This is a genomic window from Aeromonas sp. NJAU223, assembly GCF_051125555.1.
Taxonomy (GTDB): Bacteria; Pseudomonadota; Gammaproteobacteria; order Enterobacterales; family Aeromonadaceae; genus Aeromonas; species Aeromonas veronii_G.
The window spans coordinates 1,865,591-1,890,411 of the sequence record NZ_CP144204.1 but is presented as its reverse complement, the minus strand read 5'-3'; the positions used below and the strand labels follow the sequence as shown (position 1 = coordinate 1,890,411).

The following is a 24,821-nucleotide window of genomic DNA, read 5'->3' as shown; positions in this document are numbered from 1 at the left end:
TAATCCTTTGTCCGACAAGCCTGCCCGAGGCTAAAAAGAGGCATCTTTCACACAATCAGGTGACGGCGTGATGTCTTCCCCCCGCATTCTCAGCAAACTGCCCCAGGTGGGCACCACCATCTTCAGCGTCATCGGCGATCTGGCCGCCCGTCACCCCAGCATCAACCTCTCCCAGGGGGCGCCAAGCTTCCCCTGCGATCCCGACCTCATCCGGGTCACCCATGAGGCCATGCTGGCCGGTGAAAACCAGTATGCCCCCATGACGGGGCTGCCCGAGCTGCGCGAACGGCTGGCGGCCAAGATAGACGCCAGCTATGGCCATGCCTACGATGCCGGCGAGGAGATCACCATCACCGCCAGTGCCAGCGAGGCCCTGTTCTGTGCCATCACCGCCCTGGTTCACCCCGGCGATGAAGTCATCATGTTCGAGCCCGCGTTCGACAGCTATCGCCCCATGATCCAGCTGCAAGGGGCCACCCCTGTGGTGATCGCCCTCAAGGCGCCGAATTTTGCCATTCCCTGGGACGAGGTCGCCGCTCGCATCACCCCGCGCACCCGCATGATAGTGCTCAACACCCCCCACAACCCCACCGGTACCGTCTGGCAGGCGGGGGATCAGGAGCGCCTGGCTCGTCTGGTGCGCGGCACCGACATCGTCATCCTCTCCGACGAGGTGTATGAGCACGTGGTGTTCGATGGGGCCCTGCACCAGAGCGTCATCCGCTACCCGGAGCTGGTGGAACGCTCCGTCGCCGTCTTCTCCTTCGGCAAGACCTTCCATGTCACCGGCTGGCGGGTGGGTTACTGCGTCGCCCCCCGTCCCCTGATGGAGGAGATCCGCAAGGTTCACCAGTTCGCCATGTTCGCCGCCGACACCCCCATGCAGTACGGTTTCGCACACTTGCTCCAGCAGCCCGCCCACTACCAGGGGCTGGCTGATTTCTATCAGCGCAAGCGCGATCTGCTGGTCTCGGCCCTGGGCAATTCACGCTTTACTCTCTTGCCCTCCGCCGGCAGCTTTTTCATGCTGGCCAGCTACGAGCGGATCACGGACGAGGCGGACAGCCTGTTCGTGCAGCGTCTCATCCGCGATCACGGAGTCGCCACCATTCCGGTCTCCGCCTTCTATCACGACGGCACGGATCAGCGGGTCATTCGCCTCTCCTTCTCCAAGGATGACGATACCCTGCTGGCGGGCGCCGAGCGCCTGTGCAAGGTCTAGGAGGCGTCATGGATAGCGTGCGTGTTGCCGTATTGCAGATGGTGTCGGGGGACAGTCTCGCCCGCAACCTGGTTCAGGCCGAAGCGCTGCTGCGTCAGGCGGCGGCCGAGGGGGCCGAGTTTGCCCAGCTGCCCGAATATTTCTATCTGATGCCCGACGATGAGCGGGCACGGGTCGCCCTGGCCGCAGCCGTGGAGGATAGCCCCCTGCTGGCATGGGTGCAGGGGCTGGCCCGGGAGCTCGGGATCTGGATCCTGGCGGGCACCCTGCCCCTTGCCAGCGAAGAGCCCGGCAAGATGTACAACAGCAGCCTGCTCATCGACCCTCAAGGGCAACTGGCCACTCGCTATGACAAGTTGCACCTGTTCGGCTTTTGCACCGAGAGCGAACGCTACGACGAGGCAGCGACCATGAGCCCGGGCCAGCAGGTGGTGAGCCATCCCCTGCCCTGGGGCCTGCTGCGTTTCGGCATCTGTTACGATCTGCGTTTCCCCGAGCTGTTTCGGCTTGGACCGGCCCCCGACATCATCGCCCTGCCCGCCGCCTTCACCCATACCACGGGGGAGGCCCATTGGGAGTTGCTGTTGCGGGCCCGGGCGGTGGAGAATCTGGCATTCGTGCTGGCCTCGGCCCAGGGGGGATATCATCCGGGTGGACGACGTACCTACGGTCACAGCATGATCATCGATCCCTGGGGCCGTGTGCTGGCCCGGGTCGAGACAGGTCAGGGCATGGCCATCGCCACCCTGGATCTGGCCGCCCAGCGCACCGTGCGCAGCCAGCTGCCCGCCCTCCACCATCGCAAGATACCCGTCGGCCCCTGAGGCCGGTACATTGACGACGACTGGCATGACGCCACAACTTCAAGGGAATGACCATGAAACTCAACACAGCCATGATGCTGGTGGCCCTGGCCACCGCCGGACAAGCTGCCGCCAAGCCCCTGGTGATCGCCACCGACGCCACCTATCCCCCGTTCGAGATGGTCGACAGCAACGGCAAGCTCGGCGGCTTCGAAGTGGATCTCGCCTACGCCCTGTGCGCGGCCATGAAGACCCAGTGCGAGGTGATCAACCAGCCCTGGGATGCCCTGCTGCCGGGCCTGCAGGTGCGCAAATACGACGCCATCATGTCCTCCATGAACATCACCGACGAGCGGCGCCAGAAGGTGGACTTCAGTCAGGTCTACTACATGATGCAGAACCGCTTCGTGGGGCGCAGTGACAAGGCCGACACCTTCGCCGACGATCCCGCCCACTTCAAGGGCAAGGTGATAGCGGTGCAGGAGGGGACGCCCCAGGACAACTTCATCACCGCCCGCTATGGGGAAATGGCCAGCATCAAGCGCTACGTCAACGCCCAGTCTCCCATGCTGGATCTGCAATCCGGCCGTGCCGACTACACCTTCGGCAACATGGTGCAGCTGAAAGTCGGTTTCCTCGACAAGGAGATTGGCAAGCAGTTCACCTTCGTGGGTCCCCAGTTCAACGGTACCCAGGACAAGATCCTGGGCGAAGGGGTGGCGGTGGCGCTGCGCAAGAACGACGCCAAGCTCAAGGGCCAGTTCGATGCCGCCATCGACAGCGTCAAGACCGACGGCACCTTCGATCGACTGCTCAAAAAGTATCAGCTGGAAGACCTGCTGTAAGGCAGATTGACTCGCGATAAAAAGACTTACCACAGAATAAAACAACGCCAGTCAATTGACTGGCGTTGTTTTATTCTACTTCCAACCAAGGCGCTCCATTCCCCCGGGCCAGACGATCCCGACATCCTCAGTGATCCTGTTCCTCCCCCGTCCAGGGCAGCCGATCGGCGATGCTCCGGTACAGCACCCCATAGTCATCGTCAAAGTGGTGGGAGCCTGGCAGCGTCACCATGGTGACGTTTGGCTGTTTGAGCCTTGGGCAGAGCCGCACCGGCGAGTCATCCTCTGCCCCCTGCAGACAGAGCAGGGGCAGCGACGTGATCCGCTGCACCTCAGGTTGGGTGGGATAATTGCCCGCCTTGTTGTGTATCACCATGTCGCTGACGTGGATCTCGAAATCCGAGGCCGTCGAGGGAGAGAGCATCACCGCCCCCACCAGGCTGTCGCGATAGTGCTGTGGCAACCGGTTGATGACGAAGGGGACTATTTCAGCTCCGAAAGAGAAGCCCACCAGCAACCAGCGCTGGCGCCCCCAGCGGGACTGGTAGTCGGCGAGGATCCGCGCCAGATCGGCGCTGGCCTGCTCCGGCGTCTTCTTCTTCCAGTAGTAGGTCAGCGAACTCCAGCCCACCACCGGCATGCCGTGGCGCTGAAACTCGGCGCTGAGCCCCTTGTCGAGCGCCGCCCAGCCGCCATCCCCGCTCATGAACACCACCATGGGCGCGGGCGATGCTTTGGCCACCGGCAGCTCCACCAGCCCGAGATCCCCCTTCACCGATGGGCCCTGGGGCGCGGCGACAGAGGGAAAGACACAACACAACAGCAATAACAGCAGGGCTCTCATGGCCAACTCCTATTTCTTCAGCATGTTATTCATCAACCCAAGCGGGCCGCGGCTTATCAGGGAGATCAGGTGAGTCAGGGTGCGGGGCAGCGTCAATCGGCTGGTGCAGAGCAGATAGCGGGGCTCCCACTGGGGGGAGAACTTCTCCTTGTAGCGGCGCAGCCCCTGGAAGTTGTAAAAACGGCTGCCCCGGGTAAACAGGGTATTGCCGAGCCGGGCCCAGTAGCTGGCAAGGGGGTGATCGTTGAAGCCGGACATGGGGGCCATGCCGAGGTTGAAGCTCTCATAACCCTCCCCCTTGCCCCACAGCAGCAGCTCCACGAACAGGAAGTCCATGATGGGGGCCGTGCCCGTGTCCACGCTGTAGCGCATCAGATCGATGGAGAGGCTCTCCTTGTTGTCGCTGATCCAGAGGTTGGCAAACCCCACGATGTGGCCCTCGTGCCACACCAGCGCCGCCGGGCTCAGGGCAAGATAGTCAGGCTCGAAGCTCCCCACCGAGAACCCCTTCTCCTTGCCCTGCTTGCTGCGCAGCCAGGTGTCGGAGATGGCCTTGAGGGCAGGCAGCAGGGCGGCCACCTGGGCTACGTCCACCACCTCGAAACTCAGCCCCTCCCGCTTGCCCTTGGCGTGGCTCTGGCGCAGGTTGCGCAGCCGGCTGCCGGCGAGATCGAACCCCTTGAGATCGACGATCGCCTCCTCCCCGAGCTTGAACGGGATGAGGCCGAGATCCAGGTAGAGCGGCAGATAGCGGGCCGACACCTGATAGAACACCGGGTTGGCGTCCTGCTCGTCGCACAGTTCCCTAAACTGCCACAGCAGTTCCTCGACCAGCGAGGCATGGCCGATGGGGTCCCCCATCACTATCCAGCTGTTGCCCTCCACCCCGTACATCAGAAACGCCTCGCCACTGGCGTGAAACAGCAGTGACTTGTCACCGAGCTGGGCCAGATAACCGTGACCGCCGCCATGACGCAGCACCAGCGCCTGTGCCCGGGCCAGCTCCTCTTTGCCCGGCTTGTTGCCAGAGACCCGCAGGGGCGCCAGCAACTGGGCCACCCCCACCACCGCCAGCACGGCGATCACGCTCCCCATGGCACGCAAGGCACGGGAAGCCGCACCCGGCCCATGGGCCGAGACATTGAGCCAGAGGCTCTGGTCATACTCCACCTGGCGATAGGAGAAGAAGAGCAGCCACAAGGCCCCCAGCAGCACGGCCCCCACCGACATCAGCCAGCCGGGGGTGAACTGGGCGTGCAGCAGGGAGCCCTTGCGATAGAACAGCGACCGACAGGGGGTGATGACGAGCAGGAAGGCGCCGAGCAGCAGGGCAGACTCCCAGTCGGCCCCCTTGAACAGGGAGAACATCATGCCAAGGCCAAGCAGCCACTGGGTGATGCGAAACGCCCCGTCGTGACGCCGATAGAGGCTGTGGGCCAGCAGGATCAGCAGCACGCCGCTGACGCTGCCGAGCACATGGGAGATCTCCAGCAGGTGCAGGGGAAAGATCTGCAACACGGCCTCGATGCGCCCCCGCATGGTCGGCACCATGCCGGAGCAGAGCAGCAGTGTGCCGGCGGCGAAGGTGCCGAGACTGATGAGGGCCGGCAGAAACTCGCGCATGGCGCTCATGAGCCCCTGCAGCCGCTGCCAGCGGGCCCGCTGTTGCAAGGCCTCCTGGCTCGCGAACAACAGCAGGGCGCAGAGGAAGGGCAGCACATAGTAGATGCAGCGATAGAGCAGCAGGGCGGCCAGCAGTTTGTCCGCCGGCAGATAGTGCGCAAGCAGCAGGCTCATGCTCGCCTCAAACACCCCCAGCCCCCCCGGCACATGAGCCAGCACCCCGAGCAGGCTGGAGATCACGAAGGCGCTGAGCAGCACGCCATAGGGTACGCTCCCAGACGGCAGCAACACATAGAGCACGGCGGCGGCGGCCATCCAGTCCAGCAGGGCGACCAGCAGTTGCAGCAGCCGGTACTTCAGGCTCGGCAGGGTCAGCTGATGGCCGCGCCAGCTGAGCCGGGCGCCGGGCCAGAACAGATAACCCAGCACCGCCAGCAGCGCCAGGGCGCCAGCCAGTTGCAACCCCCAGCCCGCCCAATCCGGCCAGCCCGGCAACAGGCTCCGGGCCTGCCCCAGCAGGAGGGAGAGCCCGCCCCAGGCCAGCAGGCCGAGGAAGAAAGTGATGGAGCAGAACAGGATGACGCGAGCCACCTCGAAGGTGCCGAGCCCCAGGGAGGAGTAGAGACGGTAGCGCACCGAGGAGCCGGTCAGCAGCGCAAAGCCCAGGGTGTTGGAGAAGGTATAGGCGATGAAGGAGGTCATCCCGACCTGCGGCCAGGGTACGGGTTTGCCGAGCATGCGCACCGCCAGCAGGTCATAGCAGCAGAGGCAGCCATAGCTCAGCAGGGTCAGCAGCAAGGCCCCGGCCAGCGGTGGCAGGGGTTGGGACCAGAGGGCCAGCCGGATATCGTGCCAGTGCCAGGACTCGGTCAGGTGATACAACACGGTCAAGGCCGCCCCGAGCAGCAGCAGGCTGCACAGGGGGCCTATCCAGACGAACAATGAACGCCGCATTCCCGCTTCCCGTCATGATATTGAGAATGAACACACCCCATTGAGCCTACAGGCAAACCCGCGGTGGGGTGAAAAAACCAACTCAAATGAGAACAGACACGACGCCGCTGCGCCTGACAGAAGCCCGGCCATCCATCGGACAAGGGCGGTCACCTGCCACCGGGCCAACCCGGCCCTCTCGTCATGCACACATGATTCACCAGAGCCCCGCCCGACCGCCATGCTTCTTCTGTAACCTTATGTACAAGCAGCAAATACTGACGCTTCCCACCATCGAGCCTGCTCGTGCCCCTTTATCGATATGACGATCATGGGCTGCTGTCGGGGCATCCCCTAACAGATCTGAACGAACTGACGTTACCCGCAGCCATGGCATGGCCTGCCGATTAAAGCATCAGGCGGGAGGGCTGCACTTCGCTCTGCCGACGCTATGGTTTACCATGCTGGCATTCGTGGTGCCCGTCACCATCCACCCTGGCGCCAGGCGCCCCCGCATTTCGGACAACATGAGCAACGCAGCACAATCAGGCCAAGGGCCGACCTTCTACTTCCACGACTACGAGACCTTCGGGATCAGCCCCGCGAAGGACAGGCCGTCCCAGTTCGCGGGCATTCGCACCGACGCGGATTTCAACCTCATCGGCGAGCCCCTGGTCATCTACTGCAAGCCCCCTGCTGACTACCTGCCGGATCCCGAGGCCTGCCTCATCACCGGCATCACGCCGCAAAAGGCGATGAAGGACGGGTTGTGCGAGGCGGACTTCATTCGCCAGATCCACGAACAGTTCGCGACGCCGAACACCTGCGTGCTCGGTTACAACAGCATCCGCTTCGATGACGAGGTGACCCGCTACACCCTCTATCGCAACTTCTACGACCCTTACGCCTACGCCTGGCAAAACGGCAACTCCCGCTGGGACATCCTCGACATGCTGCGGGCCTGCTACGCCTTGCGTCCGGAGGGGATCACGTGGGCGTTCGATGAAGAGGGCAAGCCGAGCTTTCGCCTCGAAAAATTGACCGTGGCCAACGGCGTGGCCCACGCCAATGCCCACGATGCGCTCTCGGACGTGCTGGCCACCATCGAGATGGCCAAGCTGGTAAAAAAAGCCCAGCCCAAGCTGTTCGGGTATCTCTTCGATCTGCGCAACAAGAACAAGGTCAAGGCCCTCATCGACGTGGTGACCATGAAGCCCCTGGTGCACGTCTCCGGCATGTTCTCCCCCTGGCAGGGGTGCGTGAGCTGGGTGTCGCCACTCGCCTGGCATCCCACCAATCAGAATGCGGTGATCATGGTGGATCTCACCCGCGACCCCACCCCCCTCATCGAGCTCAGCAGCGACGAGATCCGCGAGCGGCTCTACACCAAGAAGGATGAGCTGGGGGATCTGGCCGGCATTCCGGTGAAGCTGGTGCACATCAACAAGTGCCCGGTGCTGGCCCCGGCCGCCACCCTCACGGCCGAGCGGGCGGACGAACTCGGGGTCAATCGGGAGCAGTGTCGCAAGAGCCTGGATCTGCTGCGAGCCCACCCCGAAATACGGGAGAAGCTGGTGGAGGTGTTCAACCAGGAGTTCGCCGGCAGCAACGACAAGGATCCCGACACCCAGCTCTACGCCGGCTTCTTCAGCCACGGCGACAAGGCCAGCATGGATCTGGTGCGCGCCACCCCGGCGGATCTGCTGGGAGAGCGGGAATTTGCCTTCAGCGATCCGCGCCTGCCCGAGATGCTGCTGCGCTATCGTGCCCGCAACTGGCCCCATACCTTGAGCGAAGCCGAACAGAAACGCTGGCGCCTGCACTGCAGCGACTACTTCAGCAGCCGGTTGCCGGATTATGCCGCCCGTCTGGAGGCCCTGGCGGAACAGAACCAGGGGAACGAACGGAACTTCGCCATCCTCAAGAGCCTCTATCGCTACCTCGAAGATCTCTGATATGTGAGTGATTTCACAGTTAAATCCCTGTACGCTGCCCTTGCTCGGGACATAATGAGCAAGGGGAGCCCAGACTCCTGATAATTTGATTATTTGTATCTACGAACGGCAGGACGCCGTGCCATCGACTCTTGGGGATTGCCGATTTGATGCGTTCAGGACTGTCTGTTTTCACCCTTGTGGCCTGTGCCCTGCTGCCCTCGGCTGCCATGGCCAGCGTGCGCTTCGAGGTACCGGACTATCTGCTGCGCCTGCCCGAGCAGACCTACCGGCTCATCGAAAGCAACTTCAGCACCCTCTATCGGCAGACCGATTTCACCCCCCAGATCACCAACAGCTACTTCAACCACTCGGATCTCTACCGCTTCGCCGGCATCCCGATCGCCATCACGCCGCAAAACGGCTTCCAGATGGAGGTGTTCGGTCAGCTCTACAACAAGTCGTCCCAGATCTACGCCCAGATGAGCGAGGATCTCTCCCTCTATCGCACCCTGCGGGTCGACATGATGGGGGATCAGACCGACGAGGTGGCCATCGGCATGGGGCTCGGCATGCCCCTGAGCAAGCGCATGACCCTGAAGGCCCTGGTCTCCAGCAACGAGATCCCGGGCTACGGCTCCTCCAACTATGCCATCGGCATGGAGTGGCACTTCTAGCGCCTCCCCAGGCAACCAGAGACACCAAAAAAGGCTCCCGAGGGAGCCTTTTTATCTGCCTGAACTGACTTTAACGGTACAGCAGCACTCTGCCTTGCCCTGCTTGCAGCGCAATCCGCTGACCCGCGGGGCGCTCATCCCAGAAGTCCTGCCCTCCCGCTGGCACAGAGACCTCCCGCGCAGCGTCTTCCCAGTTGAACAGGCAGAGCAGCTCGCCGCCACCTGGCAGCGCCACCCTGCCACGGCTGAACCCCATGTCATCGAACCGGGCCGCCGGGGCCCGCGCCTCGCACAGGGCCAGCAGCTTGTGCAGCCAGGTCGCCTGCTCGTCATCGAGATCCCGCAGCCTGTCTCCCGCCAGCACCATGCCGCCGCTCGCCACCAGGGCGGCCAGGTGGAACTGGTAGTCCGCCTCAAAGGCACGTTGACTTGGCAGATCCCGCAGGCAGACGCAGTCCGGATCCAGCGCCCACAACCGGTCATTTTGCCAGGCGCGGCAGAAGGCCTCCCGCGCTATCTGGCGAAAACGGGGGCCATGGCGCTCCACGTCGTCGCTCACCCGCATGCCGTGCACCAGCCCCAGACTCGGCCAGATGGGGGCGTTGCAGCCGAGCAGGAAGGCCCCCTCCCCGGCGCCGCGCAGCACCGCCGCCATGCCACGGCGATAGGCCTCGACCCGGGTCGCGCTAGCATCGTGGAACTGACCGCCGTGAATGGTGCCCCAGAAGTTCGCGTCCAGCTTGAAGTAGTGGATCCCCCACTGCTGGCGCAGGGTGCGAAATACCTGCTCGAGATGGGCCTGCACCTCAGGATGGGTGCCATCCAGCACATACCAGGGAGTGCAGCGCCAGCCACCGTAGGTGACCCGCTCCGAGGGGAGCGGCAGACCGTCCTCCCCCTTCACGAACCACTCGGGATGCTGCTGGAATACCCGGGAGCCGGGTTCGGCGATAAAGGGGGCGACCCAGAGCGCCGGCTCACAACCGGCGGCGCGGATCTCGCTGGCGAGCGCCGCCACCCCCTGCTCGAATTTGGCAGACGGCTCAAGCCAGTCCCCCATCCTCGCCTGATAACCGTCATCGATCTGCACATAGCGCAGGCCTGGAAAGCGCGCGGCCCGCTCGGCCAGATTCTCGCGGATGTCGTCCGCGCTCACCTGCGCGTAGTAGTGATACCAGGAGCACCAGCCGCTGGGGCGGGCCTTCACGTCGGCGACCAGGGCCGGGTGTTCGGCGCCAATCCGGCTGGCCAGCTCAGCCAGCAGCGCCTCCCGATCCGGCCCCTCCAGGCAGAGCAGGGCTTCGCTTTGCCAATGCTGGCCCGGGGCCAATGCCCGCCCCTCGCCGTTCATCAGGATCTGCAAACGGCCATCGGGATAGAGCCGAAACTCGCCGCCAAAGCGCTGGCAACTCGTGAACCCCAGCAGCAGCCAGCCCCCCGCTTGCTCCGCCAGCAGCAGGTTGTGGATGGTGTGATAACCCTGATCCGCACTGATGCGATAGACGCTCGCGTCCGGGCAGCGTCCGACCGGCTCGGGAGAACGCCAGGTGCCCATGGTCTGGGCCAGCATCTGGAATCCCTCCCCGTAGATGGCGGCATCAGGGCTAATGCCGAGATCGCCATCAAACAACAACCACGTCTGGATTGCCGCCGGCGCCGCACCCGTGTTGTCCAGCCGCACCCGGCACAGGGGGCCATCCCAGGCGGGGGTCTGCAGCAACTGGGTATGGGGGTCAGGCTGGGCGGATAACTGGCGCAGCCGGGACAAGCGCGAGGGGGCCGACATGGGATCTCCTTCTGATGGGCAGGTACGATACGTCTGGTGAATGGAAACGACGCTGGCGCCATTGTATCCCCTGTGGGTCAGTTGGCCCTGTCCTGTTCCCCCCGCGTTCTGTTAAACTGCGACCTCGCTCACAGTTGCCAAGATGAGGCCCCCGTGCTGCTTCAACGCGCCCTGCTCTACCTTCGTGATTTCATGGTCATCATCGCCTGCCTGCTGGCGGGCAAAGCCCTGGCGGCCCTGCTGCCCTTCGCCTTCCCCGGCAGCATCATCGGCATGCTGCTGCTGTTCGTGCTGCTCTCCCTGCAACTCGTCAAGTTGCACTGGGTGGAACAGGGGGCCGGTCTGCTGCTGCGCCACATGGGGGTTTTGTTCGTGCCGGTGGCGGTTGGCCTCGTGGCCTGGCTCGAGCCCCTGCGCCAATCCTTCGGCCTCATCATGCTCTGCGTGGTGCTCGGCATCGTGCTGATCCTCGCCACCGTCGGCCATCTCTACCAGAGGATGAACAAGCAATGATGTTCTGGTTTGCCATTCCCCTGACACTGGCGCTCTATTTCGCCACCCGGGCCCTCTATCGCCGTCTGCCCTGGCCCATCATCAACCCGGTGCTGATCCCGACCCTGGTGATCATCGCCATCCTGCTCCTCTTCAACCTGCCGCTGGCGGAGTACCAGCACGGCACCTTCCCCATCACGGCCCTGCTCGAACCCGCCGTGGTGGCGCTGGCGCTGCCCCTCTATCAGCAGGCGCGCCAGATCCAGGCCAGACTCAAGCCCATACTCGTCTGCACCCTGGCATCCGTGCTGATCTCGGTCTGTACCACCTTAGGCATCGGCCACGCCATGGGGGCGGATCCGGCGCTGCTGGCCTCCCTGGCCACCAAGTCCATCACCACGCCGCTCGCCATGAGTGTCAGCCAGTCCCTTGGCGGCATTCCCGCCATCGCCGCCGCCGTGGTGGTGGTGGTCGGGATCCTGGGGGCCCTCATCGGCTACCCCCTGCTCAAGCTGATGCGGGTCACCGACCCCGAGGCGCAGGGGCTCGCCATGGGGGCCTGCGCCCACGCCATCGGCACCGCCACCTCCGCCGAAAAAGGAGTGACCCAGGGGGCCTTCTCGTCGCTCGCCATGGTGGTCTGCGGGGTGCTCACCGCCGCTGTTGCCCCCCTGCTGTTTGCCCTCTACCACTGGCTCACCTGAAACACCCCACGATGGGAGGAGAGCGCCCCCTGCCCCTCCCATCGCCCGCTCCCTGACTCGTCACGCAGCCATGGCCCCGCCCGGGGTGGGAGCCGCCGCACAGATTGCGAAAGACAAACGTTTCCTTTAACATCCATCGTCCTTTGCCCACCAAGGCGTGAGCGCGCTCACACATTTCAGTGCGCTTGCTCCCTACAATGGCCCCCCAATTGGCCTTTGAGGACACAGTATGCATCCCCGTTTTGCCAAGCCATTCGACACCCTGCCCGCCCCGCTGCAAGCGGCGCTGCGCCCCATGCTGGACGACCAGTTCGCCGCCCGCTTCAGCCCCGAGCAAGTCGCCACCCTGAAAGCCGCCACCGGTCTTGAGGATCGCGCCCTGCGTCTGGCCCTGCTGCCGCTGGCCGCCGCCTGTTCGGTCGCCCCCATCTCCAAATTCTTCGTGGGCGCCATCGCCTGCGGCCTGAGCGGCAGCTGGTATTTCGGCGCCAACATGGAGTTCGCGGGCCCGGGACTGTTCCACTCGGTCCATGCGGAGCAGTCCGCCATCTCCAATGCCTGGCTCGGCGGCGAGACCGGGATCAGTGAGATCACCGTCAACTACACCCCCTGTGGTCACTGCCGCCAGTTCATGAACGAGCTGAGTACCGCCAAGACCCTGAAAGTCTCCCTGCCAGACGACTTGAGCGAGCTGCAATCCTTCCTGCCCCACTCCTTCGGCCCGGCGGATCTCGACATCACCGACGCCCTGATGAGCCCGCAGGCCCACGACGAGCTGGTGCTGGAGACCGACGATCCCCTGTGGCAAGCCGCCCTCGCGGCCGCCCGCCAGAGCTATGCCCCCTACAGTCAGGGCTATGCCGCGGTGGCACTGCAATTTGCGGACGGCCGCATCTTCTGCGGGCGCTACGCGGAGAACGCCGCCTTCAACCCCAGCCTGTCGCCGATGCAGATGGCCTGCGCCCATGCGGTCCTGAATGGTGAGGATCTCGGCCAGGTGCGCCGCGCCGTGCTGCTGGAGAACGGCAACAGCCCGATCAGCCAGCGGGATGCCGCCCAGTCCACCCTCAAGGCGCTGGGACATGTCGAGCTGGAGTACCGGGCGGTCTGATAGGCCCGTTGAACGCAAGAAGGGGAGCCCATGGCTCCCCTTCTTCATTTAATTTTCAAATACACTGCGGCTTGTCAGTGATTTTCCAAATGCCTGCCGGGCGTGGCAAGCCCGCCAGAGCGGCCAGTCATGACTCCCAGACGATGGTCTCGGCCCCGGCCCAGCGTTCGCCGATGTCGGCGTACTTCTGCTCCAGCAGGTGGCGGCGGATCTTCATGGTGGGGGTCAGCACCCCGTTCTCGATGTTCCAGGGGCTCTTCACCACCAGGATGCCGCGGATCTTGGCGTGGGGTTCCAGCTGGGCGTTGACCCGGTTGCGGGCCGCCTCCAGCTGGGCATTGACGATGGAACGCTCCCCGCGCATGGCGCTCTCGGCGAGCTGCACCAGGGCGACCGGCTGCGGCATGCCATAACCGATGACGCAGAGCTGCTCGATGATGGGCTCCTGCCCCAGCATCCCCTCGATGGGCACGGGGGCCACGTACTTGCCCTTGGCGGTCTTGAACACATCCTTCATGCGCCCGGTGATGGTGAGGTAGCCCTCCTTGTCCAGCTTGCCCATGTCGCCGGTGTGCAGCCAGCCCTCCTCATCGATGGCCTCCTTGCTGTGCTCGGGATCCTTGTAGTAACCCAGCATCATGCCCTCGCAGCGGCAGAGGATCTCCCCCTCGTCGGAGATCTTGATGGTCACCCCGGGCCCGGCCTTGCCGACCGTGCCTATCTTGTCCGCCCGGAAGGGGAAATTGAGGGTGGAGAAAGCGTGGTTCTCGGTCATGCCCCAGGCCTCGGTGATCTCGAGACCGATGCTGTGATACCACTCGAGCAGCGCCGGCGCCACCGGCGCCGAACCGCAGCCCAGCACCCGCGCCTGATCCAGCCCCAACCCCTTTTGCAGCTTGCCCTTGATAAGACCTGAAATCAGAGGGATCTTGAGCAGCAGCTCGAGCTTCTTCTGGGGCAGCTTCTCGTGGATCTTGATGCGGAACATGGCCCACAGCCGCGGCACCGAGATGAAGACGGTGGGACGGCAGCGTTTGACGTCGTCGATGAAGGTGTCGAGGGACTCGGGGAAGGCGATGGTGGCCCCGCTGAACAGGCTTCCACCGTAGATGTAGACCCGCTCGGTGATGTGGGCGAGCGGCAGGTAGGAGAAGCCGCGATCAGCATCGGTCAGCGCCACCGCCTCCACCAGCTTCTCGCAGGACCAGGCGTAGCGCTCCACGCTCAGCATGGCCCCCTTGGGCTTGCCGGTGCTGCCGGAGGTGTAGACCAGGCTCAGCAGGGCATCCGGCGCCTGCATCGGGCTGTCAGCAATGGGCTCGTGGGCCTTGAGCAGCGCGTCCCACTGATGGGGGGCCGGCATGGTGTCGTAGGGGAAGGCGATGCGCAGCAAGTCCGCCGGCACCCCCGCCTCCTGGCTCTTCCAGTCATCCAGCTTGCCGACGAAGATCGCCTTGGCCTCGCTGTGGCGCAGCACGTATTCGATGGTATCGACGTTGGCGGTCGGATAGATGGGGACGCTGACATAGTGCCCCATCTGCATCGCCAGATCGGCGATGAACCACTGTGCACAGTTCTTGGAGAGCAGGGCCACCTTGTCGCCGGGCACGAGGCCCAGCTCACGCAGTGCCGTGACCATGCGCCGCGCCTGATCCGCCACTTCACCCCAGGTGAAGTCGACGTATTCGCGGTGAATGGTTTGACGAAGGTAGACCCGATCAGGCGTCTGCCGCTCCCAGTGATAGAGCATCTCGAGCGGCAGTTTGTTGGCAATGCGTGAGGAGGAAGCCATGGTTTATTCCCTGAAACAAAAGGCAAGACTCATTATTAACCTTTTGATAACAATCAGGGAAGCAGAAAACTCAAACTTGTGTTTGAACTGCGAATGGGATCAAGCTTCTACCTGTTGTTGCAGCCGTTTCCACATATCCTGCACCAGCTCCTCGTCCTGCTCGGAGAGCTCTCCCTGCAGGATGGCTTCGTTCAGGCTACGCAACACATAGCTCTTCACGTCCCGCACCAGGGTCTTGCCCTCCAGCTCGGCCCGGGCGACGGCGAGGGAGATATGACCGCGCAGGTAGCCACCCGCAAACAGCTCGTCTTCGCTGGCCGTGGCGACCATGGCGTCGATCAGTCCCAACAACTTGTGTTCAAAATCGTGAATCGTCATTTAACGCAGCCTCATTTCCGGGGTTGCCGGCAAAATAATTCGGGGAGTGGAACCGCGATCCGGTTGATCGCGGCTCTCTGGCGCCAGGCCAGCCGCATCCTTGATGTCCTATTCCGGGTTGGCCACCGGGTAGATGACCTGATCCTTGTATCCGGTGGTTATGCGCAGATAACCACTTAACGACCGGTTCAGTGCCGGGTCATCGGTATCCACCAGCAGCGGACGGCCATCGAGTGCCGCCAGCTTGGCTTTGGTAGCGAGCACCTGGATGTGCTCGCGTCCGACGGTCCGGATCACCTCTGGACTCAGTTGCTGATTTCCGCGCCCGAACAGATGTCCCTGGCCACCGATCAGGGTGATGATCAGGCGGCAGCGACGGCCACGGATCCGGGTCAGGATCTCGGTGGCGGACAGATCCTGCCCGATAAGCCGGCCATTTTCCACCAGATCCACACCGAGCAGGGTATTTTCCAGACCCAGCTCCCCCATGCAGGCAGCCACCGTGCTGCCGGAGCCCATCAGATAGAGGGTGTCGGGCTCCATCTCCTCCACCACGCCGGCGGCGAGATCGGCGAGCACCAGCGCCTCGGACTCCCGCCCGCCCTGCTTGGTGGCCTGCACGTAGCGCAGATCCCCGGGCACCTGCATCTGGCCATAGTGGCGCGCCCGCACCTTGCCGGCCCGGAACGCCTCCTCGTCGATGTCCACCACCTCGGCGTCGATGAGGCTCAGCAGTTCACCGGCGATCATCCTGGCGACCACCCGGCCGCTGGCGGCGGGGGTAACCCCGTAGACCCCGGAGTGGATCTTGCACCCCGCCGGGATGCCGAGCACATGGCAGGACTCCCCCACCGCGGCGCAGATGTCCCGGGCGGTACCGTCGCCACCGGCGAACAGCAGCAGATCCACCCCGGCATCGCGCAGCAGGGCGGCTGCGATGCGGGTATCGGCGGCGCTGCTCGGGGAGGCAGGCTGATGCACGATGGTATGGGGCAGTTGCAGCGACGCGGCCAGCTCGCCCCCCATATCCCCCCCGACCGTCAACAGTTCGAAAGGTTGGCTCAGGCCACACAGGGGCAGCAGGGCCTGACGAGCCCGTTCTTGAGCTTTTGGTACCGCGCCCCGCGCCAGCGCCTCGGCCACCACGCCGTCACTGCCCTTGAGCCCCACGGCCCCGCCAATGCCCGCGACCGGGTTGATAATAAGCCCTAAACGAAACATGTTTTTCTCCCTCTGGACGCCGCCATTTTATCTGTTCGGCGCGCTGGGACAAGTCAGGTCCGCCTGCTAGAATGCGCTGTTTCAATCGTCAACCACTGTTCAACCAAGGTTCAATCATGCTGGAATGGATTGCTGACCCCTCAGCCTGGGTCGCGCTCGCCACCCTGACCCTGCTCGAGATCGTGCTGGGTATCGACAACATCATCTTCATCTCCATCCTGGTGGGTCGCCTGCCGGAAGCCCAGCGCCAGCGTGCCCGGATCCTGGGCCTCGGCCTCGCCATGGGGACCCGCATCCTGCTGCTGCTCTCCCTCGCCTGGGTGATGCGCCTCACCGAACCGCTCTTCTCCGTGCTGGGCGAAGCCATCTCGGGCCGGGATCTCATCTTGCTGATCGGGGGCCTGTTCCTCATCGCCAAGAGTACCCACGAGATCCACCACAGCCTGGAAGGGGCCGCCGACGAACAGAGCTCTGTGAGCAAGGCCGCCGGCTTCATGTCCACCCTGGTACAAATAGCCATCCTGGACATCATCTTCAGCCTGGACTCGGTCATCACAGCCGTCGGCATGGCGGATCACGTGCCGGTCATGGTGCTGGCCATCATCATCGCGGTCGGCGTCATGATGTTCGCCGCCAAGGCCATCGGTGACTTCGTCGATACCCACCCCACCATCAAGATGCTGGCCCTCTCCTTCCTGATCCTGGTCGGGGTCGCCCTGATGGCGGAAGGGCTGGATCTGCACATTCCCAAGGGCTACATCTACTTCGCCATGGCCTTCTCGCTGGTGGTGGAGATGATCAACATCCGCCTGCGGGATCACATGGCGCGCAGCAAATAAGCACGCCCAGCACCCTGGCCCCATGAGCGGCCCCATGAAAAAAGCGCGACCCAGGGTCGCGCTTTTTGTTGCCAGTGGTGTGCTCGCCCGGGCGCTATCGGCCTGACAGCATCTCCCTCAGCCTGCGTTGCGGGTAGCCACCGCATCGGCCAGATTGCGCAGCAGCAGCTCGGTGTCATCCCAGCTGATGCAGGCATCTGTGATGCTCTGGCCGAAGGTGAGCTCGCAGCCCTCCACCAGATCCTGGCGTCCTTCCACCAGATGGCTCTCCACCATGACCCCGAACACCGCCTGGCTGCCACCGCGCAGCTGATCGGCCACGTCCTCGGCTACCCGCATCTGGTTCTTGAACTGCTTGCTGCTGTTGGCGTGGCTGAAGTCGATCATCACCTTCTGCGGCAGACCGGCCTTGTCCAGCCCCTTCACCACCTCGCTCACATGGGCGGCGCTGTAGTTCGGCTCACGGCCGCCGCGCAGGATGATGTGGCAATCCGGGTTGCCTGCGGTGGAGACGATGGCGGAGTGGCCGAACTTGGTCACCGACAGGAAGTGGTGCGGGGCGCTGGCGGCACCGATGGCGTCGATGGCCACCTTGATGGTGCCGTCGGTACCGTTCTTGAAGCCCACCGGGCAGGAGAGGCCGGAGGCCAGCTCGCGGTGCACCTGGGATTCGGTGGTGCGGGCACCGATGGCCCCCCAGCTCATCAGATCCGCCATGTACTGCGGGGTGATCATGTCGAGGAACTCAGAGGCGGTGGGCAGCCCCATGTCATTGAGATCCAGCAGCAGCTTGCGGCCGATGCGCAGGCCGTCGTTGATCTGGCAGCTGTTGTCGAGGTAAGGGTCGTTGATGAGCCCCTTCCAGCCCACGGTGGTGCGTGGCTTCTCGAAGTAGACCCGCATCACGATTTCCAGCTCGCCCTTGAGCTCGTCACGCAACACCTTGAGGCGCTTGCCATATTCCAGTGCGGCGACCGGATCATGGATGGAGCAGGGGCCGATCACCACCAGCAGACGTTGATCTTCACCGGCCAGGATCTGATGAATGGCCTGGCGGGATTCAAACACGGTCTGTGAGGCGTTCTCGGTCGCCGGAAATTTCTCGAGCACCGCAACCGGAGGCAATAACTCTTTGATTTCTTTGATTCTAACGTCGTCGGTTTGATGCTGCATGACCATACTTCCTGCTAAATGACTGCGATTGAGTGATCCCAATCTATTCCTCTATCGAAAGGGTGTAAATAGAAAATTACATACCTCAACAAAGTATTTTTGCGGCTGACCTTGCAAGTTGTTGCAATGCTGCTATTGGCATGCGGGAAAGCAAGAGGCCCGCACGGTGGCGGGCCTCTTGGATGACAACGAGCATGAGATCAGACGGCCTGGCTGATCCCCGCCAGCTTGTCGAAGTAATCCGGGAAGGTCTTGGAGGTACAACCCGGATCATTGATGGTCACCGCGGTATCGGACAGGGCCACCAGGGAGAAGCACATGGCGATGCGGTGATCGTTGTAGGTGTCGATGGCCGCATGCTTGAGGCTGGCCGGCGGAGTGACGGTGATGAAGTCATGCCCCTCCTCCACTTCCACACCCAGCTTGCGCAGCTCGGTGGCCATGGCGTGCAGACGATCCGTCTCCTTCACCCGCCAGTTGTAGATATTGCGAATGGAGGTCGGTCCCTCGGCAAACAGCGCCGTGGTGGCGATGGTCATGGCCGCGTCCGGGATCTGGTTCATGTCCATGTCGATGCCGTGCAGGGGAGCCTGCTCGGCCTCGATGAAGTCATCCCCCCAGGTGATGCGGGCGCCCATCTTCTCCAGCACGTCGGCAAAGTGAATATCCCCCTGGATGCTGTGCTTGCCGATGCCGGTCACCCGCACCTTGCCCTTGATGGCGCCGGCGGCGAGGAAGTAAGAGGCGCTGGAAGCATCCCCTTCCACCAGGAAATCACCCGGGCTGACATAGGTCTGGTTGCCCTTGATGTAGAACAGCTTGTAGTCGTCGTGTTCGATGACCACGCCAAACTGCTTCATGATGTGCAGGGTGATGTCGATGTAGGGCTTGGAGACCAGCTCCCCCTTGATGTGGATGCGGGTGTCGCCGGCCGCCATGGGGGCCGCCATCAAAAACGCCGTCAGGAACTGGCTGGAGACGGAGCCATCGATATGGACGTCGCCGCCCCAGAGTCCCTTGGCATCCACCACCAGGGGCGGATAACCGTCTTTTTTCAGGTACTGAATATGGGCACCCGCTTCGCGCAGAGCATCCACCAGATGACCGATGGGACGCTCCTCCATGCGCGGCTCGCCGCCCAGCATGTATTCACCTGAACCCAGACAGAGCGCGGCGCAAAGGGGACGCATGGCGGTACCGGCATTGCCGAGGAACAGATTGACCGGATCCTTCACCGCGAAGCTGCGGCCAAGGCCGTGCACCGTGCATTCGGTCTTGTCGGCAGACAGCTTGTACTTGACCCCGAGCTGGGTCAGGGCCGCCAGCATGTGACGGATGTCATCGCTGTCGAGCAGGTTGGTCAACCGGGTGGTGCCGCGGGCCAGGGCCGCCAGCAACAGGGCACGGTTAGAGACACTTTTGGAGCCTGGCAGATTGACGACACCGGCCACGCGAGAGATGGGTTCCAGACGCAACGAATTCATAGACTTCCTGTACGACCTCAAATAAATCACCTGACCGGACGTTAACAGCCTCGCCCCTGTGCGGCAATACCGCGCTTGGCACAAATACGGGGCTGGGGGCACAAAGGTCAGGATCCTCTACAAAAACAGACGCCGGGGAGTCCCCGGCGCCTCACGATGGGGAAAACGCCTCAACCGTGGCGCTTGGCAAAACCGTCCATAAAGCTCACCAGGGCCTTGACCCCTTCCAGCGGCATGGCGTTGTAGAGGCTGGCACGCATGCCACCGACGATGCGGTGCCCCTTGAGCGCCAGCAGGCCGGCGGCCTCCGACTCGGCCAGGAACAGCTTGTCCAGTGCCTCGTTCTTGAGCTGGAATGGCACGTTCATGCGGGAGCGGCAGGCCGCATCCACCTTGTTGCCATAGAAGCTGGAGTCATCGAGATAGCCGTAGAGGAAATCGGCCTTCTCCTTGTTGCGCGCCTCCATGGCCGCCAGACCGCCCTGCTCTTTGAGCCACTCGAACACCAGACCCGCCAGGTACCAGGCGTAGGTCGGCGGCGTGTTGAACATGGAGTCGTTCTTGGCGGTGAGCTGATAGTCGAAGATGGAAGGGACATCGGCGCGCGCCTGGCTCAGCAGATCGTCGCGCACGATGGCGATGGCGAGCCCGGATGGCCCTATGTTCTTCTGTGCGCCGGCATAGATGACGCCGAAACGACTGACATCGAGGGGACGGGAGAGGATGGTGGAGGAGAGATCCGCCACCAGGGGCACAGATCCTGTGGCCGGGATGTCGAACATCTCGATGCCATCGATGGTTTCGTTCGGGCAGTAGTGCACATAGGCCGCATCGGCACGGAATGCTGGGGCCGGCAACAGGTGACTGATCCCTTCTGCGTTCTTGGCGACCCCCTCGACGGTCTGGATGTCGCCGAACTTGCGGGCCTCGTCCACCGCACTCGCGGCCCAGACCCCGGTCAGCAGATAGTCGGCTTTTTTATTCGCGCCGCCCAGCAGGTTCATGGGCACGGCGGAGAACTGGCCACGGCCACCGCCGTGCATGAACAGCACCTTGTAGTTGTCCGGCACCGCCAGCAGGTCGCGCAGATCGGCCTCGGCCTTTTCGGCGACCGCCATATAGGGCTTGCCGCGATGGGAAAGCTCCATGACCGAGGCTCCCAGCCCCTGGAAGTTACAAAATTCGCGCTGGGCGCGCTCCATGACTTCGACCGGCAACATGGCGGGGCCGGCGCAGAAGTTGTAAATCGGTTTGCTCATGACGCTTTCCGTGAATGACTGAGTGTGAATGACGACTCGAACGGTTTTACACGAGAGGCCCCCGTGGGGGCAAAGGCTTTTTGGGATCTGGCGCACCCTTTTTGGGCAGGCATGCCCCCCTTGGCAGCAGAAAAGCCCTGAACGGGTCAGGGCTTGCAGAGAACATGCAGATAAATGGCCGACTGCTGGCATAAACGCGCAGTCACGCTCCTTTTGACAGCATCATGTCAGCGCATCACAGCTTGGCGGTGAGCTCCGGCAACAGGGTGAAGAGATCCCCCACCAGGCCGTAATCCGCCACCTGGAAGATGGGGGCCTCCGGATCCTTGTTGATGGCGACGATCACCTTGGACTCCTTCATCCCCGCCAGGTGCTGGATGGCCCCCGAGATACCGACCGCAATATAGAGCTCGGGCGCCACTATCTTGCCGGTCTGACCCACCTGCAGATCATTGGCGACAAAACCCGCGTCCACCGCTGCCCGGGAGGCACCGACCGCCGCCCCCAGCTTGTCCGCCAGCGCCTCGATAAGGGCGAACTGCGCTTTCGAACCCAGTGCCCTGCCTCCTGAGACCACCACCCGCGCCGCGCCGAGCTCGGGACGTGCGGATCGTACCGCCCGCCGCTCGATGAGGCGGGTCCTGCAGCGGATCTCGGGCACGGGCACCGACGAGATGGTGGCCACACTGGCGCCCTGCCCTGCCCCGTCAAAGGCGCTTGCCCGGATGCTGAGCACCTTGATGGCCGCCGAGCTTGTCACCCGGGCGACGGCGTTGCCCGCATAGATGGGACGCAGGAAGGTATCGGCGGACTCGATGGCCGTTACCTCGGAGATCATCTCCACCCCGAGCCTGGCCGCCACCCTCGGCAACAGATCCTTGCCCTGGCTGCTCGCCGCCATCAGGCAGTGTTGATAATCCCGTGCCAGCGGAGCCAGCAGGGCATCCACCCCGTCATTGAGCCCCTCTGCCAGCATGGGGTGTTCGGCCAGCAGCACCCTGTCCACCCCCTCCAAGCGGGCGGCCTGCTCCCCCGCCTCGGTCAGTCCCTGACCCAGCAGCAGCAGGTGCACCTCGCCACCGAGTGGCCCGGCCGCCGCCACTACGCGGGCGACACTGTCGGCCAACTGGCCCTGATGATGTTCGGCAATGATGAGTACGCTCATGGCAGCACCTTGGCTTCGTTCTTGAGTTTATTTAGCAGCTCGTCCACCGAGCCGACCCGCACTCCTGCACTGCGCACCGGGGGGGCCATCACCCCGAGAACATGGATCTCGCTTTGGGTATCCAGACCCAGAGCCGCCAGGGGCTGGCTCTCCAGAGGCTTGCGCTTGGCCTTCATGATGTTGGGGAGCGAGGCAAAGCGCGGTTCGTTGAGCCGCAGATCCACGGTCACCACGGCGGGCAGACCCATGCCGAGGGTTTCGAGCCCGCCATCAATCTCCCGGGTCACCTGCAGTTCTCCCTCAACCAGCTTGAGGGCCGAGGCGAAGGTGGCCAGGGACCAATCGTTGAGGGCGGCGAGCATCTGGCCCACCTGATTGTTGTCAGAATCAATGGATTGCTTGCCAAGCAGCACCAGATCCGGTTGCTCCTGCTCGCACAATTTTTGCAATGCCTGCGCCACCTTGAGGGGGCTCAGGGTCTCGTCGGTCACATAGTGAAGCGCCCGATCCGCCCCCAGAGCCAGGACGTGGCGCAGTTGCTCGGCCGCGGCCTCGGGCCCGAAGGTGACCACGATCAGCTCGCTCGCCACCCCGGCTTCGCGCAGCCTCACCCCCTCTTCCACCGCGATTTCACAGAAGGGGTTGATGCCCATCTTCACATTGGCGAGCTCCACATCGGAGCCATCCTGCTTGACCCGGATCTTGACGTTGAAGTCAACGACCCGTTTGACAGCGACCAGCAGCTTCATGTCGGTCTTCCTCGTACCGGTTGAGTGAGTCCATTGCGCTCACTTGCGCGTTAGTGCTTACAAAATGGTTTACGTTTACGTAAACTACCATTACTACCCTAGGCCAAGTCGAGCACAGAGGCAAGATGGAACGCGAAGCAATGGAATTTGATGTCGTCATCGTCGGTGGCGGCCCGGCGGGCCTCAGCGCCGCCATCGCCCTCAAGCAGCAAAGCCCGGCGCTGTCGGTCTGCCTGTTGGAGAAGGGGGCCGAAGTGGGGGCCCACCTGCTCTCCGGCGCCCTGTTCGATCCCGTCGCGCTCAGGGAGCTGCTGCCTGACAGCTGGCAGGAGGCTCCCCTCGGGGTGGCGGTGAGCGACGATCAGGTGCACCTCCTGCAAAACGGAAGCCGCGCCCTGTCACTGCCCCACTGGGCGGTGCCGCCGCGCATGCACAACGACGGCTGCCACATCATCAGCCTCGGCAACCTCTGCCGCTGGCTGGGCAAGCAGGCCGAAGCCATCGGGGTCGAGATCTACCCCGGCTTCACCGCCAGCGAACTCATCCTGGAAGAGGGCAAGGTCAGAGGGGTGATCACCGGCGATCTCGGACTGGACAGAGACGGCAATCCCAAGGCGGATCACGTGCCCGGCATGGCGCTTTATGGCCGCTACACCCTGTTCGCGGAGGGGGCTCGCGGTCATCTCGGCAAGCAACTCATCAAGGAATTCAACCTGGAAAACGGCGCCCAGCCGCAGCACTACGCCATCGGCTTCAAGGAGTTGTGGCAGGTTCCCGCCAACCAGTCCCACCCCGGCCGGGTGCTGCACGGCAGTGGCTGGCCCCTCACCGAGGATGGGGGCAACAAGAGCCAGGGGGGCTTCTACCTCTATCACCTGGCGGACAATCAGGTGGCGGTGGGCCTCATCGTCGATCTCAACTACCAGAATCCCTGGCTCAGCCCGTTCGACGAGTTCCAGCGCCTCAAGCACCATCCCCTCATTGCCCAAACCCTGACGGGAGGCGAACGTATCAGCTACGGTGCCCGCGCCATCACCAAGGGGGGCTGGCACTCCCTGCCCCGCATGCACTTTCCCGGCGGCCTGCTCATCGGCTGTGATGCCGGCACCCTGGATTTTTCCCGCATCAAGGGCATCCACACCGCCATGAAGTCCGGCATGCTGGCGGCTGACATTGTCGCCATGCGCCTGCGTGGGGGGGATGAAGGAGGGCGGGATCTGGCCGAGTTCGGCGATGCCGTGCAGCAGAGCTGGCTGGCAGGCGAGCTGAAGACCGCCCGCAATTTCGGTGCCGCCCTGCACCGCTGGGGTCCCTGGTTGGGCGGGGCCTTCAACTGGCTGGAGCAGAGGCTCTGGGGCAAGGGCTCCCCCGTGACGCTATTGGACAAGGAGCCGGACTATCGCCAGCTGCGCCTGGCCAGCCGCTGTCAACCTATCCCCTACCCCAAACCGGACGGCAGACTCAGTTTTGACAAGCTCTCCTCCGTCTATCTCGCCAACACCAGCCATGACGAGGATCAGCCCTGCCACCTCAAGTTGCAGGACGCGAGCATACCGGTGAGCGTCAATCTGCCCACCTGGGCCGAACCCGCCCAGCGCTACTGCCCCGCCGGGGTCTTCGAGATCATTGAGGCCGAACCCCAGGGGGCACAGAATCAACCCAGATTGCAGATCAACGCAGCCAACTGCATCCACTGCAAGACCTGCGACATCAAAGATCCCAGCCAGAATATCCTCTGGACACCACCGCAAGGTGGCTCGGGGCCCAACTACCCCAATATGTGATGG

At 63.5% G+C, this 24,821-nt stretch carries 21 protein-coding genes; 10 read left to right on the top strand and 11 right to left on the bottom strand.

Translation table 11 applies throughout. The annotated features are described in order from the left end of the window. The first annotated feature begins 70 nt into the window (after positions 1-70). From VZC39_RS08685 to VZC39_RS08675, 3 genes are read left to right on the top strand one after another with little or no spacing between them, the layout of a single operon-like run. Complete coding sequence (locus VZC39_RS08685) at positions 71-1,222, top strand: methionine aminotransferase (RefSeq protein WP_434667597.1); 1,152 nt, start codon at positions 71-73, stop codon at positions 1,220-1,222. Between the two features lie 8 nt (positions 1,223-1,230). Then, on the top strand, positions 1,231-2,046 hold the full coding sequence (locus tag VZC39_RS08680; RefSeq protein ID WP_434667594.1) for a carbon-nitrogen hydrolase family protein: 816 nt from the start codon (positions 1,231-1,233) through the stop codon (positions 2,044-2,046). A gap of 53 nt (positions 2,047-2,099) precedes the next feature. After that, positions 2,100-2,870 carry a transporter substrate-binding domain-containing protein gene (locus VZC39_RS08675; RefSeq protein ID WP_434667591.1) on the top strand — a complete coding sequence of 257 codons (771 nt, stop codon included), beginning with the start codon at positions 2,100-2,102 and terminating at the stop codon, positions 2,868-2,870. A gap of 127 nt (positions 2,871-2,997) precedes the next feature. On the opposite strand, the gene VZC39_RS08670 is transcribed toward VZC39_RS08675, so the two are convergent. Both VZC39_RS08670 and mprF read right to left on the bottom strand, forming a co-directional pair. Further along, the gene (locus tag VZC39_RS08670) at positions 2,998-3,714 is read right to left on the bottom strand and encodes an AcvB/VirJ family lysyl-phosphatidylglycerol hydrolase (RefSeq protein WP_434667588.1); all 717 of its coding nucleotides are present in this window, start codon (positions 3,712-3,714) and stop codon (positions 2,998-3,000) included. Positions 3,715-3,723: 9 nt separating this feature from the next. Beyond that, entirely contained in the window at positions 3,724-6,291 is a 2,568-nt protein-coding gene (gene mprF, locus VZC39_RS08665) for a bifunctional lysylphosphatidylglycerol flippase/synthetase MprF (protein ID WP_434667585.1), read from the bottom strand. 506 nt (positions 6,292-6,797) lie between these two features. Between mprF and sbcB the strand changes: the two genes are divergently transcribed. Both sbcB and VZC39_RS08655 read left to right on the top strand, forming a co-directional pair. Next, a complete protein-coding gene (sbcB, locus tag VZC39_RS08660; protein ID WP_349922439.1) occupies positions 6,798-8,225 on the top strand; it encodes an exodeoxyribonuclease I in 1,428 nt (475 codons plus the stop codon). A 149-nt stretch (positions 8,226-8,374) separates the two neighbouring features. Beyond that, complete coding sequence (locus VZC39_RS08655) at positions 8,375-8,881, top strand: hypothetical protein (RefSeq protein ID WP_349921990.1); 507 nt, start codon at positions 8,375-8,377, stop codon at positions 8,879-8,881. 70 nt (positions 8,882-8,951) lie between these two features. Here VZC39_RS08655 and VZC39_RS08650 read toward each other — a convergent pair whose 3' ends face one another. Beyond that, complete coding sequence (locus VZC39_RS08650; RefSeq protein WP_434667582.1) at positions 8,952-10,667, bottom strand: glycoside hydrolase family 36 protein; 1,716 nt, start codon at positions 10,665-10,667, stop codon at positions 8,952-8,954. 153 nt (positions 10,668-10,820) lie between these two features. On the opposite strand from VZC39_RS08650, the gene VZC39_RS08645 reads away from it, so the two are divergent. The 3 genes from VZC39_RS08645 to cdd all read left to right on the top strand — a co-directional run bounded on the left by VZC39_RS08645 (position 10,821) and on the right by cdd (position 12,974). After that, the gene (locus VZC39_RS08645; protein ID WP_349921988.1) at positions 10,821-11,180 is read left to right on the top strand and encodes a CidA/LrgA family protein; all 360 of its coding nucleotides are present in this window, start codon (positions 10,821-10,823) and stop codon (positions 11,178-11,180) included. Further along, positions 11,177-11,863, top strand: a complete 687-nt coding sequence (locus VZC39_RS08640; protein WP_434667579.1) for an LrgB family protein — start codon at positions 11,177-11,179, stop codon at positions 11,861-11,863. The genes VZC39_RS08645 and VZC39_RS08640 overlap by 4 nt, the downstream gene beginning before the upstream one ends. A 229-nt stretch (positions 11,864-12,092) precedes the next feature. Then, positions 12,093-12,974, top strand: coding sequence for a cytidine deaminase (gene cdd, locus VZC39_RS08635; protein ID WP_434667576.1), 882 nt, complete (start codon positions 12,093-12,095; stop codon positions 12,972-12,974). Positions 12,975-13,101: 127 nt separating this feature from the next. On the opposite strand, the gene VZC39_RS08630 is transcribed toward cdd, so the two are convergent. From VZC39_RS08630 to VZC39_RS08620, 3 genes are all read right to left on the bottom strand, one after another. Continuing rightward, positions 13,102-14,766, bottom strand: a complete 1,665-nt coding sequence (locus VZC39_RS08630) for an AMP-binding protein (protein WP_434667573.1) — start codon at positions 14,764-14,766, stop codon at positions 13,102-13,104. 99 nt (positions 14,767-14,865) lie between these two features. After that, on the bottom strand, positions 14,866-15,144 hold the full coding sequence (locus tag VZC39_RS08625) for a YfcL family protein (RefSeq protein WP_349921984.1): 279 nt from the start codon (positions 15,142-15,144) through the stop codon (positions 14,866-14,868). A gap of 108 nt (positions 15,145-15,252) precedes the next feature. Then, complete coding sequence (locus VZC39_RS08620; protein WP_434667570.1) at positions 15,253-16,365, bottom strand: ATP-NAD kinase family protein; 1,113 nt, start codon at positions 16,363-16,365, stop codon at positions 15,253-15,255. Between the two features lie 116 nt (positions 16,366-16,481). On the opposite strand from VZC39_RS08620, the gene VZC39_RS08615 reads away from it, so the two are divergent. Beyond that, entirely contained in the window at positions 16,482-17,204 is a 723-nt protein-coding gene (locus tag VZC39_RS08615) for a TerC family protein (RefSeq protein WP_434667567.1), read from the top strand. Between the two features lie 117 nt (positions 17,205-17,321). On the opposite strand, the gene aroG is transcribed toward VZC39_RS08615, so the two are convergent. The 5 genes from aroG to VZC39_RS08590 form a co-directional block, all read right to left on the bottom strand. Beyond that, positions 17,322-18,377, bottom strand: a complete 1,056-nt coding sequence (gene aroG / locus VZC39_RS08610; RefSeq protein WP_434667564.1) for a 3-deoxy-7-phosphoheptulonate synthase AroG — start codon at positions 18,375-18,377, stop codon at positions 17,322-17,324. 200 nt (positions 18,378-18,577) lie between these two features. Continuing rightward, positions 18,578-19,861 carry a 3-phosphoshikimate 1-carboxyvinyltransferase gene (aroA, locus tag VZC39_RS08605; RefSeq protein WP_434667561.1) on the bottom strand — a complete coding sequence of 428 codons (1,284 nt, stop codon included), beginning with the start codon at positions 19,859-19,861 and terminating at the stop codon, positions 18,578-18,580. Between the two features lie 170 nt (positions 19,862-20,031). Beyond that, entirely contained in the window at positions 20,032-21,120 is a 1,089-nt protein-coding gene (serC, locus tag VZC39_RS08600) for a 3-phosphoserine/phosphohydroxythreonine transaminase (protein WP_434667558.1), read from the bottom strand. Between the two features lie 235 nt (positions 21,121-21,355). Next, positions 21,356-22,285: an electron transfer flavoprotein subunit alpha/FixB family protein gene (locus VZC39_RS08595; protein ID WP_434667555.1), complete on the bottom strand. Its 930-nt coding sequence runs from the start codon at positions 22,283-22,285 to the stop codon at positions 21,356-21,358. After that, positions 22,282-23,034, bottom strand: a complete 753-nt coding sequence (locus VZC39_RS08590; protein ID WP_434667552.1) for an electron transfer flavoprotein subunit beta/FixA family protein — start codon at positions 23,032-23,034, stop codon at positions 22,282-22,284. Before VZC39_RS08590 ends, VZC39_RS08595 begins: the two co-directional genes overlap by 4 nt. 125 nt (positions 23,035-23,159) lie before the next feature. Between VZC39_RS08590 and VZC39_RS08585 the strand changes: the two genes are divergently transcribed. Continuing rightward, positions 23,160-24,818, top strand: a complete 1,659-nt coding sequence (locus tag VZC39_RS08585; protein ID WP_434667549.1) for an electron transfer flavoprotein-ubiquinone oxidoreductase — start codon at positions 23,160-23,162, stop codon at positions 24,816-24,818. The last annotated feature ends 3 nt before the right edge of the window (positions 24,819-24,821 follow it).

Bases quoted from the DNA above. Each gene is read 5' to 3' on its own strand.
- VZC39_RS08685 (WP_434667597.1), top strand. From the start codon at position 71: ATGTCTTCCCCCCGCATTCTCAGCAAACTGCCCCAGGTGGGCACCACC.
- VZC39_RS08680 (WP_434667594.1), top strand. From the start codon at position 1,231: ATGGATAGCGTGCGTGTTGCCGTATTGCAGATGGTGTCGGGGGACAGT.
- VZC39_RS08675 (WP_434667591.1), top strand. From the start codon at position 2,100: ATGAAACTCAACACAGCCATGATGCTGGTGGCCCTGGCCACCGCCGGA.
- VZC39_RS08670 (WP_434667588.1), bottom strand. From the start codon at position 3,714: ATGAGAGCCCTGCTGTTATTGCTGTTGTGTTGTGTCTTTCCCTCTGTC.
- mprF (WP_434667585.1), bottom strand. From the start codon at position 6,291: ATGCGGCGTTCATTGTTCGTCTGGATAGGCCCCCTGTGCAGCCTGCTG.
- sbcB (WP_349922439.1), top strand. From the start codon at position 6,798: ATGAGCAACGCAGCACAATCAGGCCAAGGGCCGACCTTCTACTTCCAC.
- VZC39_RS08655 (WP_349921990.1), top strand. From the start codon at position 8,375: ATGCGTTCAGGACTGTCTGTTTTCACCCTTGTGGCCTGTGCCCTGCTG.
- VZC39_RS08650 (WP_434667582.1), bottom strand. From the start codon at position 10,667: ATGTCGGCCCCCTCGCGCTTGTCCCGGCTGCGCCAGTTATCCGCCCAG.
- VZC39_RS08640 (WP_434667579.1), top strand. From the start codon at position 11,177: ATGATGTTCTGGTTTGCCATTCCCCTGACACTGGCGCTCTATTTCGCC.
- cdd (WP_434667576.1), top strand. From the start codon at position 12,093: ATGCATCCCCGTTTTGCCAAGCCATTCGACACCCTGCCCGCCCCGCTG.
- VZC39_RS08630 (WP_434667573.1), bottom strand. From the start codon at position 14,766: ATGGCTTCCTCCTCACGCATTGCCAACAAACTGCCGCTCGAGATGCTC.
- VZC39_RS08625 (WP_349921984.1), bottom strand. From the start codon at position 15,144: ATGACGATTCACGATTTTGAACACAAGTTGTTGGGACTGATCGACGCC.
- VZC39_RS08620 (WP_434667570.1), bottom strand. From the start codon at position 16,365: ATGTTTCGTTTAGGGCTTATTATCAACCCGGTCGCGGGCATTGGCGGG.
- VZC39_RS08615 (WP_434667567.1), top strand. From the start codon at position 16,482: ATGCTGGAATGGATTGCTGACCCCTCAGCCTGGGTCGCGCTCGCCACC.
- aroG (WP_434667564.1), bottom strand. From the start codon at position 18,377: ATGCAGCATCAAACCGACGACGTTAGAATCAAAGAAATCAAAGAGTTA.
- aroA (WP_434667561.1), bottom strand. From the start codon at position 19,861: ATGAATTCGTTGCGTCTGGAACCCATCTCTCGCGTGGCCGGTGTCGTC.
- serC (WP_434667558.1), bottom strand. From the start codon at position 21,120: ATGAGCAAACCGATTTACAACTTCTGCGCCGGCCCCGCCATGTTGCCG.
- VZC39_RS08595 (WP_434667555.1), bottom strand. From the start codon at position 22,285: ATGAGCGTACTCATCATTGCCGAACATCATCAGGGCCAGTTGGCCGAC.
- VZC39_RS08590 (WP_434667552.1), bottom strand. From the start codon at position 23,034: ATGAAGCTGCTGGTCGCTGTCAAACGGGTCGTTGACTTCAACGTCAAG.
- VZC39_RS08585 (WP_434667549.1), top strand. From the start codon at position 23,160: ATGGAACGCGAAGCAATGGAATTTGATGTCGTCATCGTCGGTGGCGGC.